This window comes from Mongoliibacter sp. (genome assembly GCF_007692705.1).
Lineage (GTDB): Bacteria > Bacteroidota > Bacteroidia > Cytophagales > Cyclobacteriaceae > Mongoliibacter.
This window is the reverse complement of sequence record NZ_REBN01000212.1, coordinates 1-12591: the sequence shown is the minus strand read 5'-3', so window position 1 is coordinate 12591 and position 12591 is coordinate 1. Positions and strand designations below refer to the sequence as shown.

The window sequence follows — 12591 nt, the reverse complement described above, 5'->3', positions numbered from 1 at the left end:
TATTGGATTAACTTCCTTTTTTATTGGCCGTCTTTTCAGCTACCAGGCCATTTTATATAGATCTGCTGACAATTTCCTCAAAGAAGATCAGGTTAAGACAATTCTGGATGGAAATAGATTCATCAATAATCAAATCATGAGTACAAACAGAAATACTTTTGGGGCCAATCATTCACAAATGCCCTCCGGAAAACTGCTTACTATTGATGACAACACAGAACTGTTTTCCAAAAACAATAAACTCTATATTACCATAAAAATCCCTAACCGTATAGGCATTTATGAAAACTTTACTTATGAAATTATTGGAGCGAATGAAAACCATATTTTATTGAGTGAGGAAGTGGTAGGTGAAAAAAAGTTTAGAGCTTATCTAATGAAAAAATACAGTAAATAAAATTTAAAAAAATGAGGGGGCTCTTGCCCCCTCATTTTATTTAATCTGATCTATCAATTCCTGTACTGCTGCCTCTATCTGGGCGTCCTTACCATAAAGCACTTCTTCAAAAGGGGTTGAGACCTTGATGTCTGGCTCCAATTGAAGATTCTCCAACGGCCTATCCTCTTCAATTCCATAGAATGCAATCATAGGAATACCAAAAACGATGGTTGGATCGATCTGTGTTTCCCACCACACAGCTGTGCTTGTACCAGGCACAGGCATACCTATCAGTTTACCGATCCCCTTAGCTCTGTAGGCATAAGGGAAAGCATGTGCATCAGAATAATTACTTTCACTCATGACCACCACGCTTGGCTTAGACCATTTATCTCTAGGTTCTCCACCGCGGGTAACGAAACCATAAGGCCTAAATGTCGCATATGGTTTGCCATCCAGAAATGTCGAAAGATCTTCATGTAACCAACCACCACCATTGAACCTGGTATCTACTATCAAAGCCTCTTTATCTGCATTTTTACCGAGAACCTCATCATAAACGGTTCTGAAACTGTTATCATTCATTCCTTGTACATGTACATATCCTATTCTACCATCACTTAAACTATCCACCATAGCTCTCATGGTTTCAACCCATCTTTTATAAAGGAGTTGATTTTCTGCCCCCTGAGAAATGGGCTTGACAGACTCTTCCCATCTGGAATTGTTTTTAGGGTCAAACAAGGATAACAAAACATTTTTACCAGCTTTTCTATTGAGTGTTTTATTCCAATCTAGATTTTCATCCAATTCAACACCATCTATTTTCTCGATAACATGACCAGCTTTTATTTTACTTTCGGCTTTATCCAAAGGTCCTCCTGTAATGACTTCCATGACTTTCAAACCGCTTTCCTCAGATCTTTCATCAAAGAATAAACCCAATGAGGCTGTTTGATCTCCATTTTCAGATCTGTGGGAATATCTTCCTCCAGTATGGGATCCATTCAGTTCACCAAGAATTTCACTGAGTAATTCCTGAAAGTCATAATTGTTGTTGATATGAGGTAGAAATCTAGCGTAATTATCCCGATACATATCCCAATCAATCCCATGCAATTCAGGATCATAAAATTTCTTTTTGACCTGTCTCCAAGTATGGTGAAAAATATAGTCCCTTTCAGCTGTGGCATCCAGCACCATTTCTTCATTGATCCCAATATTTGAAAGTTTCCCACTGCCAGTTTCTATTTTCGATAATTTTCCATTTGCCAGTACAAAAAGGTTTTTACCCTCTTTATCCAATTGAACTCTTCCCGGGCCAGAATTTGTCTTGGCAAGAGATTTGAGTTCCTTTGTTCTCGTGTCAAAGACCCATATGTCATACTTGTTTTCAAAACTTGCCATCATATAAAGCTTGTCACCATCAGGAGATAAGTCGAAGGAAGATAAATTGAGAGAACCTGTAGTAAGTCTTAGTTTTCTGTTTTCCAATCCTTCTAGGTTCAAGTTGAGGGGTTCCTCACTACCATTGTCATCAGTCTTTTTATCCTCTTTATTTTTCTTCTCCTTATCCTTCAAAAGATCATAATCTGCCTTACTGAGCTTGAACTGATCAAAAGCTGACTGATCAAAGAAAAGCGCATAGACATCCAATTCTCTGGCCCCTTGCATGGCAAGGGGTTTTTTACCATCTCTATCATTAGTCCAGATCAAAGCTTTTCCATTCATAGCGAACCGGCCTCTTCCATCAGAAAATCCACTATTCGTAAGGTTTACGCCCTCTTTCTGACCTTTAGCATCATACAGCACCATATGACTTGCTCCATAAAGTCCTAATGCATTTTTCGCTACAAGCCACTTACTATCTGGGCTCCAGGTAAAATCCTGATCTCCATCAGCGTAGGAAAAATTCTCTCCTGCAGGTATTATCGTTCGGGACGTCTTATCAGCCAGATTAAAAACCTTCAGAACATTTCTTTCTTCCAGATAAGCCAATTCTTTTCCATCAGGCGACACCAATGGCTGAAATTCGTCCTTGTCTGTAGCCATGATTGGCTCCTCTTTAATTAAAGTAGCTGCAAAAAAGTAAGGCTCTTCGCTTCTTGTAATAGACGCTCGGTAAATATCCCAGCTTTCTCCTCTTTCTGTAGAATAATAAAGCGTTCTTCCATCCTCTCCCCAACTTAGCATTCTTTCTTGCGCGGGAGAATTGGTAATCCTCTTAGTCTGATTGTTTTCAACTGAAGTCACAAAAACCTCTCCCCTAAAGACAAATGCTACTTCCTTACCATTTGGAGACAAGGCCATTTCTGTAGCACCACTGTTAACAGATACGATTTTTTGTTCATTCCCTCTAAAGTCTCCGAAAATCTCAATGCTTAATTTCTTGGGTTTTTCTCCTTCTTGCAAGGTGTAAATTTCTCCATTCCAAGAAAACGTGAACAGATCTTCATTTGAGCTACTCAGGTGCCTCACGGGATGATCTTCAAAATCAGTAAGCTGGATCTCGTCACCCGTTGATATATTTTTCTTATACAGGTTTTGAGACCCATTTTTTTCACTCAGATAAAAAATAGAATTGCCATCTTTTGAGAAAACAGGCTCCCTGTCTTCGCCTTCAAAATCACTCAATTGTGTATAGGACTGATTTTTCTTATCAAATACCCAAATATCTCGAGTCACTGAAGACGTATGTCTTTTTCTCCATTCGTCTTCATATCCTTTTCTATCCTGAAAAATGATCCTATCTCCTGAACCGTCAAATGAGGCATTTTGCATTCCTGCAGTGGAAATTAAAACATTTCTTCCCCCTTCTACAGGAACTGCATATAGTTTTCCGAAAAGTCCTTTGTTTGGAAATCTAACCGAAGTATATAGGTCATTTCTAGGGGAGCTAAAAATCACTTGTTTGCCATCTGGCGTAAAGTCCCAAGGGAAATCATTTCCTGAATGGAAAGTGAGTCGTCTTGCCTCCCCTCCTGAAGATGGTATGATGTACACATCAAAATTACCATATCTATCACTGGCAAAGGCTATATGCTTACCGTCGGGACTCCAAACTGGCATTGCGTTATGAGCTTCATGTAAAGTTAGCGGGCTTGCTACGCCTCCGTTGATCCCAACTTTAAACAAATCACCTTTGTATCCGAAAACTATCTCTTTCCCATCCGGAGAAATAGCCGGATATCTCAGCCATAAAGGTGTTGATTGGGCTATTGCTCCAACCTGACATGCCAATAGAATGATCAGTAAATGTATTATTCTCATATAAGTTAAATTTGGATTATCCCGAAAGTTAACAAAGCATACTAAAATCTAATACCTAAATAGTTATGAATGGTGCATAAAAAAAGGCAGCCCGATTGAGCTGCCTATGCAATTATCTATTGAATTATGAAATCAATCTTTTTTTTGCGGAAAATATGCACTTTCTCCCAGTTGCTCTTCAATTCTCAGTAATTGATTATACTTGGCCATTCTATCTGAACGGGATGCAGAACCTGTTTTAATCTGGCCACAGTTTACTGCTACAGCCAAGTCAGCAATAGTAGAATCTTCTGTTTCACCAGACCTATGCGACATGACACAAGTCCATCCCGCTTTATGAGCCATATTTATGGTATTTAAAGTTTCTGTAAGCGTACCGATCTGATTGACTTTGATCAGAATGGAATTGGCTGACTTTTCTTTGATTCCCCTTTCCAAAAACTTGACATTGGTCACCAATAGGTCATCACCTACAAGTTGGATTTTATCTCCGATTTTGGCATTCAACATTGCCCATCCTTCCCAATCGTCTTCAGCAAAGCCATCTTCGATTGAATCAATTGGATATTTCTCGGACAATTCGGCCAGATAGGCAACCTGTTCTTCCCTGCTTCTGATTTTTCCGGAATCTCCTTCAAATTTTTTGTAATCGTATTTCCCATCTACAAAAAATTCAGAAGCTGCGCAATCAAGTGCTATCGTGATGTCTTCTCCTGCTTTGTATCCAGCATTTTTAATTGCTTCCAAGATACTTTCCAATGCTTCTTCAGTACCTCCGGAAAAATTAGGAGCAAAACCACCTTCATCACCAACGGCTGTAACCAAGCCTTTGTCATGGAGGATTTTTTTCAAATGATGAAAAATTTCAGCACCCATCCGGATGGCTTCAGAAAAACTTAGAGCGCCTACAGGTCTGATCATAAACTCTTGGAATGCAATAGGAGCATCAGAGTGTGATCCTCCATTAATGATATTCATCATTGGAACAGGGAGTGTATTGGCATTCACACCACCAACATATCTAAAAAGTGGCTGACCTGCTTCCATAGCAGCAGCTTTGGCCACCGCAAGAGAAACACCTAAAATAGCATTCGCTCCAAGCTTACTTTTATTTGGCGTACCATCCAAGTTGATCATGATCTGATCAATGGTATTTTGCTCGAACACATCCATACCAAGAAGTTCAGGAGCAATAACATCATTCACATTGGAAACTGCTTTCAAGACACCTTTTCCCAAATACTTACTTTTATCACCGTCTCTTAATTCTACCGCTTCATTTACTCCCGTGGAAGCTCCACTCGGCACGGCTGCTCTTCCAAAAGCACCGGTTTCAGTAAAAACATCAACTTCTATAGTTGGATTTCCACGAGAATCCAAAATTTGTCTAGCGTGGATTGATTGAATTAATGTCATAATTTAAAAGGTTTAAGATTTGTACTTATTTATTCATTAAAGATATAAAATCATCAAACAAATACCGTGAATCATGTGGCCCAGGAGATGACTCTGGATGATATTGGACTGAAAAAGCAGGCTTATTTTTAAGCTTAATTCCAGCTACTGTATTGTCATTTAGGTGGACATGTGTCATTTCCACCACATCGCTGTTTTCTACATCCTCTCTTTTGACCACAAAGCCATGGTTTTGAGAAGTGATCTCACTTTTACCTGTCAAGAGATTTTTAATAGGATGATTGAGGCCTCTATGCCCATGATGCATCTTATAGGTTGAAATCCCGCAAGCTTCAGCTAAAATCTGATGCCCTAGACAAATCCCAAAAACAGGTTTACCTTCATCGAGGATCTCTTTAGTGGTATTAACTGCATATTCCATGACAGCAGGATCTCCGGGACCATTCGATAAAAAATATCCGTCAGGATTAAATTCCTGCAAAGTCTTCAGAGAGGTTTTAGCAGGGAATACTTTACAATAAACTCCCCTTTCAGCGAGGCTCCTAAGAATATTGAATTTGATTCCAAAATCAAGACATGCTACCTTAAGAGGAGCACTTTCATCCCCGAAATAGAAAGGTTCCTTGGTACAGACTTGGGATGAAAGCTCAAGCCCATCCATATCTGGAACAAGATTCAGTTGTGCTTTTAGGCCAGCCAAATCATTCTCGAATTCGGAGCTGATAATAGCATTCATAGCTCCCTTTGAACGGATATGGCGTACAAGTTTACGGGTATCGATATCTGCTATCCCAGTTATTTCGTACTTCTGTAAATAATCCTGAAGTGAGCCACTTGCATCCAACCTAGAGTAAATCTCAGAAAAACTGTTGACAACTATGCCTGAAATGGTCGGATGATCAGATTCAACCTCAGAATCTATGACTCCATAATTCCCAATATGAGAAGTAGTTGTAACGATTATTTGACCTGTATAGGATGGGTCAGTGTAAATCTCCTGATAACCAGTCATTCCAGTGTTGAAACAAATTTCACCACCGTTGGTTCCGGGGCTTCCAATGAGTGTACCTTTGAACATGGTACCGTCTGCAAGAAGTAGGGTTGCTTTTTGTTTATTCATTTTGATTATTTGGACTCGTCAAAGTTAATTATTTTAAAGTAAGAGGCCTAAAGTAAATGTAAAGGATATAAAAAAAGGGATTGAACCAAAGTCCAATCCCTTCTATATGTAAAAGAAAATAACATGAATTAATCTTCAGATTTTTTTTCTTTTTGATCATCAGCATTATCGCTATCCACTTCTGTTGAATCAGCTTTGGCTTCTGTAGCTTGCTCTTTAGAACCTTCTGCTTCAGTTGCTTTACCTGAACTTCTCCTACTTCTTCTGGTAGTTTTCTTAGCTGGTTTAGCATCCTTCAACATCAATTCATTGAAGTCAACTAGTTCAATTATACACATTTCGGCATTATCACCTAAACGGTAACCAGTTTTTATGATTCTTGTATATCCACCATTTCTGGTGCCAACCTTCTCAGCTACATCTCCGAAAAGTGCTTTAATACCTTCTTTACTCTGAAGATAAGAGAAAGCTACCCTTCTATTATGAGTTGTATCTTCTTTAGCCCTTGTGATCAAAGGCTCTACATATTTTCTTAGCTCTTTAGCCTTGGCAAGCGTTGTTGAAATACGCCTGTGAAGAATCAAGGATGTCGCCATGTTAGAAAGCATTGCTTTTCTATGACTTGCGGTCCTACCAAGGTGGTTAAATTTCTTACCGTGTCTCATTTTATTTATTCTTCATCAAGTTTATACTTAGACAAGTCCATTCCGAAAGTCAAACCTTTCTCTTGGATTAACTGCTCAAGTTCAGCAAGTGATTTTTTACCAAAGTTCCTGAATTTCATCATATCAGAAATTTCAAGTTTGGCAAGATCACCTAATGACTTCACATCAGCAGCTTTTAAGCAATTGAATGCGCGTACAGAAAGATCCAAATCACCAAGAGGCGTCTTAAGAAGCTTTCTCATATGAAGAAATTCTTCATCGATTGGCTCTGGTTCTGAAATTCCTGTCGAGTCAAGTACCATTGTTTGATCTGAAAACAACATGAAATGTTGTATTAAGATTTTCGCCGATTCTTGCAATGCTTTCTCTGGGTGGATAGATCCGTCAGTCGAAACCTCTAGAATCAATTTTTCAAAGTCAGTTTTTTGCTCTACCCTGGTATTTTCAACGCTGTATTTTACATTCTTGATAGGTGTAAAAATAGCATCGATAGGAATCACACCAAAGACTTGATCTTTTGGCTTGGATTCTTCTGCAGGAAGATAGCCTCTTCCTTTTTCAACTGTCAATTCAATTTCAAAACTTTTACTTTCATCCAAATGGCAAATAATCAGCTCAGGATTCAAGACCTCAAAAGAGGTTGTAAACTTAGCGATATCTCCCGCAGTGAAAACAGACTGATTAGAAACCTCAACAGTAATTTTCCCATCAATTGAGTCATGGACTTTTTTGAATCTTACTTGTTTCAGGTTTAGAATGATATCAGTCACATCCTCTACAACACCCTCGATAGTTGAAAATTCATGAACTACACCTGGTAGTTTCACTGAAGTAATGGCATAACCTTCTAGAGAAGATAAAAGAATTCTTCTCAAGGCATTGCCTATGGTGACCCCATAGCCCTTCTCTAGTGGCTTGAAGGTGAATAAACCGTGGAAGTCATCGGCTTTTTCCATCACCACTTTCTCGGGCATTTGAAATGCTAGTATGGACATATCAATAGTTCTATTTAAGTCTGAAAGTTTATTATTTAGAGTAAAGTTCGACAATCAACTGTTCTTTGATATTCTCAGGAATATCATCTCTAGTTGGAATTGAAACATATTTACCTGCTAAAGAGGAGTTATCCCACTCCAACCAAGGGTAACGATTAGATTTTCCTGCCAAACTAGATGTAATAGCTTCAAGAGACTTTGAACGCTCTCTAACTGAAACAACATCACCTGGTTTTAAAGAATAAGAAGGGATATTAACCACCTCTCCATTCACAAGAATGTGTTTGTGAGAAACCAATTGTCTTGCACCTCTTCTAGTTGGAGCAATTCCTAATCTAAATACTGTATTATCCAGTCTAGCTTCTAAGAGTTGCAAAAGGTTTTCACCTGTGATACCTTGCTTTCTGGAAGCAATATCAAACATTTTGGCGAATTGCCTTTCCAATACACCATAGATGTATTTAGCTTTTTGTTTTTCTGCAAGCTGAATCGCATATTCAGACTGCTTTTTCCTTCTACCTCTTCCGTGTTGTCCTGGAGGGTAGTTTTTCTTTTGGAGAGCTTTGCTATATCCTTCGATAGGCTCACCGAATCTTCTGGCGATTTTTGCCTTTGGACCTGTATATCTTGCCATTCTATATCTTCTTTAAGAATTTATACTCTTCTACGTTTTGGAGGACGACATCCATTATGAGGAAGTGGTGTCACATCAATAATAGTAGTTACATCTAGACCAACATTTTGTAAAGTTCTGATGGCAGATTCTCTACCTGCACCAGGTCCTTTTACAAAAACCTCAATTTTTCTCAAACCCAAATCATATGCAACCTGACCACAGTTCTGTGCAGCCATTTGAGCAGCATAAGGAGTATTCTTTTTGGAGCCTCTGAAACCCATTTTACCGGCAGAAGCCCAAGAAATCACCTGACCTGAATTATTGGTAATAGAGATGATAATGTTATTAAAAGAAGCCTTAATATGCACTTGGCCTACCGCTTCTACCTTAACAACTCTTTTTTTACCTTTAGCTTTATCGTTTCTTTTCTGAGCCATAATCTAATTCAAGATTTATTTAGTTGCTTTCTTCTTGTTAGCAACAGTTTTTCTCTTACCTTTTCTAGTTCTCGCGTTGTTTTTGGTTTTTTGACCTCTTACTGGAAGACCCTTTCTGTGTCTCAAACCTCTGTAACAACCAATATCCATCAATCTTTTGATGTTCAACTGAATTTCAGACTTAAGTGCTCCTTCAGTCCTGAACTCATCAGCGATGATATTTCTAATAGCGGTTGACTCTTCATCATTCCACTCACCGGCTTTCTTATCAAAAGAAATTCCTGCTTTCTCCAGGATCGCTTTGGCTGAACTCCTACCTATACCGAATATGTAGGTCAAGCCAATTTCACCACGTTTGTTGTCTGGTATGTCAACACCTGCAATTCTTGCCATAATGATTAACCTTGTCTTTGTTTAAACTTAGGATTCTTTTTGTTGATCACGTAAAGTTTACCTTTTCTTCTGATCACTTTACAGTCAACACTTCTTTTCTTAACTGATGCCTTAACTTTCATGTGTCTTTAATTTATTTTTGACCGCCACATGGAATTTGCCTTTGTATCATAAAGTTTGCACTAAAATCTACACGGCCCATTTCATGACATTTACTTATATCTATAAACAATTCTTCCTTTCGACAAATCATAAGGAGACAGCTCCAATTTAACTTTATCACCAGGTAGAATCTTAATATAATTCATTCTCATTTTACCAGAAATATGGGCAATCAATTGATGTCCATTTTCAAGTTCCACTTTAAACATAGCATTGGATAATGCCTCTACTATTGTTCCATCCTGCTCTATAGATGTCTGCTTAGCCATATTTAGAATTTAAAATTTTCTTCTATATATTTATGAGTAGTCAGTATTTCAGTCCTATCTTCAAAGATCGCTACAGTGTGTTCGTAATGAGCTGAGACTTTTCGGTCTGCCGTTCTGATGGTCCACCCATCTCTTTCTTGAACTATATTCCTAGACCCTAAATTGACCATTGGTTCTATTGCAATAACCAACCCATCTTTTAGGATAGGGCCACTGCCCTTTTTACCATAATTGGGAACCTCAGGCGACTCGTGAAGATTTTTCCCTAGTCCATGTCCTACCAGCTCTCTGACTACAGTATAACCTTTGGCTTCAACGAATTTTTGAATGGCATTACCAATGTCACCAACCCTATTTCCAGCAACAGCTTTTTCTATACCTAGGTATAGAGACTCTTTTGTTGCTTTGAGCAATGACAAAATATTTGGAGAAACTTCACCGACAGGGTAAGTATAAGCGCAATCGCTATGAAAACCTTGGTGAAAGACTCCACAATCTATTGAGATTATATCGCCATCTTTCAAAACATAATTACTTGGAAAGCCATGTACCACGACTTCGTTTACCGAAATACAAAGTGAGGCAGGGAAACCATTATACCCTTTAAATGAAGGTACACCATGGTGATCCCTTATATACTCCTCTGCTATTTTATCCAAGAAAGAAGTCTTTACTCCTTCCTTTACATTCTTTGCAACTTCTCCGTGAGCTTTACCTAATATCTGAGCACTTTCTTTGATGAGTTCAACTTCTTCCGAAGACTTGTAATGAATCATATTGCAGCAGCAAAATTAGAAGGATTATTCTTCATATTCCCACTTTTCATCATTCCCTCGTAATGTCTCATCAACAAGTAACTCTCAATTTGCCTCAATGTATCCATAATAACACCTACCATAATAAGTAGAGATGTACCACCATAGAATTGGGCAAAAGAACCGCCTACTCCTGCGATGATCGCAAAAGCTGGCAAAATTGCTACAATAGACAGTAGGATAGAACCGGGAAGCGTTATTTTCGAAATAATTCCATCAATGAAATCAGAGGTAGGTGCTCCAGGCTTAATTCCAGGAACGAATCCACCATTTCTTTTCAAGTCTTCTGCAATCTGCTCTGGATTAACCGTAATAGCAGTGTAGAAAAATGTGAAAAGAATAATCATCACTGCAAAAACAAGATTGTACTGCCATGATGTAAAATCACTGAATGTACTTCCAATGTAGTTTGCAATGTCATTATCAGCAGACCATATCTGCGCGATTAACGCAGGAAGGAACATCAAAGACTGGGCAAATATAATAGGCATTACACCTGATGCATTGACTTTGATAGGAATGTATTGTCTTTGACCACCATACACTTTACCACCAACTACTTGTTTGGCATATTGTACAGGTACCCTTCTTGTAGCTTCGGTAAGTGCAACAACACCTAAGACAACGAAGAATAATACAGCTGCTTCAATGATGAGCAAAAGCATTCCAGATGTACCTTTGGATAAAGCTTCTGCAATAATCGCCCCAGGAAGTGCTGAAATGATACCTATCATGATCAGCATTGAAATACCATTACCAATACCCTTTTCAGTTATTTTCTCACCTAACCACATACAGAACATAGTTCCAGCCGAAAGAAGAACTAAAGAGCTGAACATGAAAAGAGATGTACTGACCATAACAGCGCCAGTAGGCAAAATAGTTGCTGTAATATAACCTATACCTTGAGCTACAGTTATGGCAATTGTAAGGATCCTGGTAATCTGATTAATACGTTTTCTACCTGACTCTCCTTCTTTTTGCAATTTCTGAAAATATGGAACCCCAACAGTTAACAGCTGCAACACAATAGAGGCAGATATGTAGGGCATAATACCCAATCCGAAGATTGAAGCATTACTAAATGCGCCACCTAGGAAAGTATCAATCAATCCGAAAATACCCTCGGGGGCATCTCCAAGTTTAGAAGGATCTACACCGGGAAGCACTATAAAAGAACCTAATCTAAAGACCACCAGAAAACCAATAGTATTGATTATTCTGATCCTTAAATCTTCAATAGAAAAGATATTCTTTACTGTTGAGATAAACTTTTTCATTTACTTAAAGCTTGTTAACTGTTCCGCCTACTTTTTCAATTGCTTCAACAGCGGAAGCAGAGAAAGAATGAGCACTTACATTTAATTTGGTTGTAAGTTCGCCTCTACCTAAGACTTTTACAACATCTTTCCTAGAAACTAATCCATGATTGACCAAAGTTTCCAAATTGATGGTATCTAAGTTTTCAGCTTTAGCTAGCTCTTCTAATACATTTAGATTGACCGGCTTGTACTCAACCCTATTAAAGTTTTTAAAACCGAATTTAGGAACTCTTCTCTGAAGAGGCATTTGACCGCCTTCAAATCCAAGTTTAGTTTTATAACCTGATCTAGACTTAGCACCTTTGTGACCTCTAGTAGAAGTTCCACCTCTACCGGATCCCTGACCGCGACCAATTCTTTTCCTTGACTTAATGGAACCTTCAGCAGGTTTCAATGTATGTAATTTCATGATTAAGCTTCCTCCACTTTTAAAAGGTGACTTACTTTTCTTATCATTCCAGCCATCTGCGGAGTATTTTCCACCTCTACAGTTCTGTTAATCTTACCTAATCCCATAGCTATAATTGTAGCTTTTTGGTCTTTTGGTCTTTTGATTGTGCTCTTTATCTGAGTTACTTTTACCTTAGCCATTTTCTTAACCGTTAAAAACTTTTGACATTTTAACTCCTCTTTGCTGAGAAACAGCAATGGCATCTCTTAGTTGTACAAGCGCATCAATCGTTGCATTCACAACATTGTGAGGATTTGAAGATCCTTTGGATTTTGCAAGTA

The 12591-nt window shown here is 38.4% G+C and carries 15 protein-coding genes and 1 pseudogene; 1 reads left to right on the top strand and 15 read right to left on the bottom strand.

The annotated features are described in order from the left end of the window. A partial coding sequence (locus EA341_RS15085) for a hypothetical protein (RefSeq protein ID WP_293015994.1) occupies nucleotides 1-397 on the top strand: 397 nt, incomplete at its 5' end. Between the two features lie 36 nt (nucleotides 398-433). On the opposite strand, the gene EA341_RS15080 is transcribed toward EA341_RS15085, so the two are convergent. The 15 genes and pseudogenes from EA341_RS15080 to EA341_RS15010 all read right to left on the bottom strand — a co-directional run. Then, complete coding sequence (locus tag EA341_RS15080) at nucleotides 434-3649, bottom strand: S41 family peptidase (protein ID WP_293015993.1); 3216 nt, start codon at nucleotides 3647-3649, stop codon at nucleotides 434-436. A 132-nt stretch (nucleotides 3650-3781) separates the two neighbouring features. Then, nucleotides 3782-5065: a phosphopyruvate hydratase gene (eno, locus tag EA341_RS15075; protein WP_293015992.1), complete on the bottom strand. Its 1284-nt coding sequence runs from the start codon at nucleotides 5063-5065 to the stop codon at nucleotides 3782-3784. Nucleotides 5066-5090: 25 nt separating this feature from the next. Then, complete coding sequence (gene carA, locus EA341_RS15070) at nucleotides 5091-6185, bottom strand: glutamine-hydrolyzing carbamoyl-phosphate synthase small subunit (RefSeq protein WP_293015991.1); 1095 nt, start codon at nucleotides 6183-6185, stop codon at nucleotides 5091-5093. A 128-nt stretch (nucleotides 6186-6313) separates the two neighbouring features. Beyond that, the gene (rplQ, locus tag EA341_RS15065; RefSeq protein WP_293015990.1) at nucleotides 6314-6850 is read right to left on the bottom strand and encodes a 50S ribosomal protein L17; all 537 of its coding nucleotides are present in this window, start codon (nucleotides 6848-6850) and stop codon (nucleotides 6314-6316) included. 5 nt (nucleotides 6851-6855) lie between these two features. Then, on the bottom strand, nucleotides 6856-7845 hold the full coding sequence (locus EA341_RS15060) for a DNA-directed RNA polymerase subunit alpha (RefSeq protein WP_293015989.1): 990 nt from the start codon (nucleotides 7843-7845) through the stop codon (nucleotides 6856-6858). Nucleotides 7846-7876: 31 nt separating this feature from the next. Continuing rightward, the gene (gene rpsD / locus EA341_RS15055; protein WP_293015988.1) at nucleotides 7877-8479 is read right to left on the bottom strand and encodes a 30S ribosomal protein S4; all 603 of its coding nucleotides are present in this window, start codon (nucleotides 8477-8479) and stop codon (nucleotides 7877-7879) included. 20 nt (nucleotides 8480-8499) lie between these two features. Next, nucleotides 8500-8898 carry a 30S ribosomal protein S11 gene (rpsK, locus tag EA341_RS15050; protein WP_014772316.1) on the bottom strand — a complete coding sequence of 133 codons (399 nt, stop codon included), beginning with the start codon at nucleotides 8896-8898 and terminating at the stop codon, nucleotides 8500-8502. A gap of 15 nt (nucleotides 8899-8913) precedes the next feature. Then, the gene (gene rpsM, locus EA341_RS15045) at nucleotides 8914-9291 is read right to left on the bottom strand and encodes a 30S ribosomal protein S13 (protein WP_293015987.1); all 378 of its coding nucleotides are present in this window, start codon (nucleotides 9289-9291) and stop codon (nucleotides 8914-8916) included. A 5-nt stretch (nucleotides 9292-9296) separates the two neighbouring features. Beyond that, the gene (gene rpmJ / locus EA341_RS15040) at nucleotides 9297-9413 is read right to left on the bottom strand and encodes a 50S ribosomal protein L36 (protein WP_092174341.1); all 117 of its coding nucleotides are present in this window, start codon (nucleotides 9411-9413) and stop codon (nucleotides 9297-9299) included. 90 nt (nucleotides 9414-9503) lie between these two features. Then, complete coding sequence (infA, locus tag EA341_RS15035; protein WP_009034195.1) at nucleotides 9504-9722, bottom strand: translation initiation factor IF-1; 219 nt, start codon at nucleotides 9720-9722, stop codon at nucleotides 9504-9506. Nucleotides 9723-9724: 2 nt separating this feature from the next. Further along, nucleotides 9725-10498: a type I methionyl aminopeptidase gene (gene map, locus EA341_RS15030; protein ID WP_293015986.1), complete on the bottom strand. Its 774-nt coding sequence runs from the start codon at nucleotides 10496-10498 to the stop codon at nucleotides 9725-9727. Beyond that, the gene (gene secY / locus EA341_RS15025; protein ID WP_293015984.1) at nucleotides 10495-11817 is read right to left on the bottom strand and encodes a preprotein translocase subunit SecY; all 1323 of its coding nucleotides are present in this window, start codon (nucleotides 11815-11817) and stop codon (nucleotides 10495-10497) included. Before secY ends, map begins: the two co-directional genes overlap by 4 nt. Nucleotides 11818-11821: 4 nt before the next feature. Beyond that, on the bottom strand, nucleotides 11822-12268 hold the full coding sequence (gene rplO, locus EA341_RS15020) for a 50S ribosomal protein L15 (RefSeq protein ID WP_293015983.1): 447 nt from the start codon (nucleotides 12266-12268) through the stop codon (nucleotides 11822-11824). Between the two features lie 2 nt (nucleotides 12269-12270). Further along, entirely contained in the window at nucleotides 12271-12450 is a 180-nt protein-coding gene (gene rpmD, locus EA341_RS15015; protein ID WP_293015982.1) for a 50S ribosomal protein L30, read from the bottom strand. 4 nt (nucleotides 12451-12454) lie between these two features. Next, a pseudogene (locus tag EA341_RS15010) lies at nucleotides 12455-12591 on the bottom strand (30S ribosomal protein S5); the annotation flags it as partial.

What these genes read in the sequence shown, in the direction of transcription:
- EA341_RS15080 (WP_293015993.1), bottom strand. Translation starts at nt 3,649, where the DNA reads ATGAGAATAATACATTTACTGATCATTCTATTGGCATGTCAGGTTGGA.
- eno (WP_293015992.1), bottom strand. Translation starts at nt 5,065, where the DNA reads ATGACATTAATTCAATCAATCCACGCTAGACAAATTTTGGATTCTCGT.
- carA (WP_293015991.1), bottom strand. Translation starts at nt 6,185, where the DNA reads ATGAATAAACAAAAAGCAACCCTACTTCTTGCAGACGGTACCATGTTC.
- rplQ (WP_293015990.1), bottom strand. Translation starts at nt 6,850, where the DNA reads ATGAGACACGGTAAGAAATTTAACCACCTTGGTAGGACCGCAAGTCAT.
- EA341_RS15060 (WP_293015989.1), bottom strand. Translation starts at nt 7,845, where the DNA reads ATGTCCATACTAGCATTTCAAATGCCCGAGAAAGTGGTGATGGAAAAA.
- rpsD (WP_293015988.1), bottom strand. Translation starts at nt 8,479, where the DNA reads ATGGCAAGATATACAGGTCCAAAGGCAAAAATCGCCAGAAGATTCGGT.
- rpsK (WP_014772316.1), bottom strand. Translation starts at nt 8,898, where the DNA reads ATGGCTCAGAAAAGAAACGATAAAGCTAAAGGTAAAAAAAGAGTTGTT.
- rpsM (WP_293015987.1), bottom strand. Translation starts at nt 9,291, where the DNA reads ATGGCAAGAATTGCAGGTGTTGACATACCAGACAACAAACGTGGTGAA.
- rpmJ (WP_092174341.1), bottom strand. Translation starts at nt 9,413, where the DNA reads ATGAAAGTTAAGGCATCAGTTAAGAAAAGAAGTGTTGACTGTAAAGTG.
- infA (WP_009034195.1), bottom strand. Translation starts at nt 9,722, where the DNA reads ATGGCTAAGCAGACATCTATAGAGCAGGATGGAACAATAGTAGAGGCA.
- map (WP_293015986.1), bottom strand. Translation starts at nt 10,498, where the DNA reads ATGATTCATTACAAGTCTTCGGAAGAAGTTGAACTCATCAAAGAAAGT.
- secY (WP_293015984.1), bottom strand. Translation starts at nt 11,817, where the DNA reads ATGAAAAAGTTTATCTCAACAGTAAAGAATATCTTTTCTATTGAAGAT.
- rplO (WP_293015983.1), bottom strand. Translation starts at nt 12,268, where the DNA reads ATGAAATTACATACATTGAAACCTGCTGAAGGTTCCATTAAGTCAAGG.
- rpmD (WP_293015982.1), bottom strand. Translation starts at nt 12,450, where the DNA reads ATGGCTAAGGTAAAAGTAACTCAGATAAAGAGCACAATCAAAAGACCA.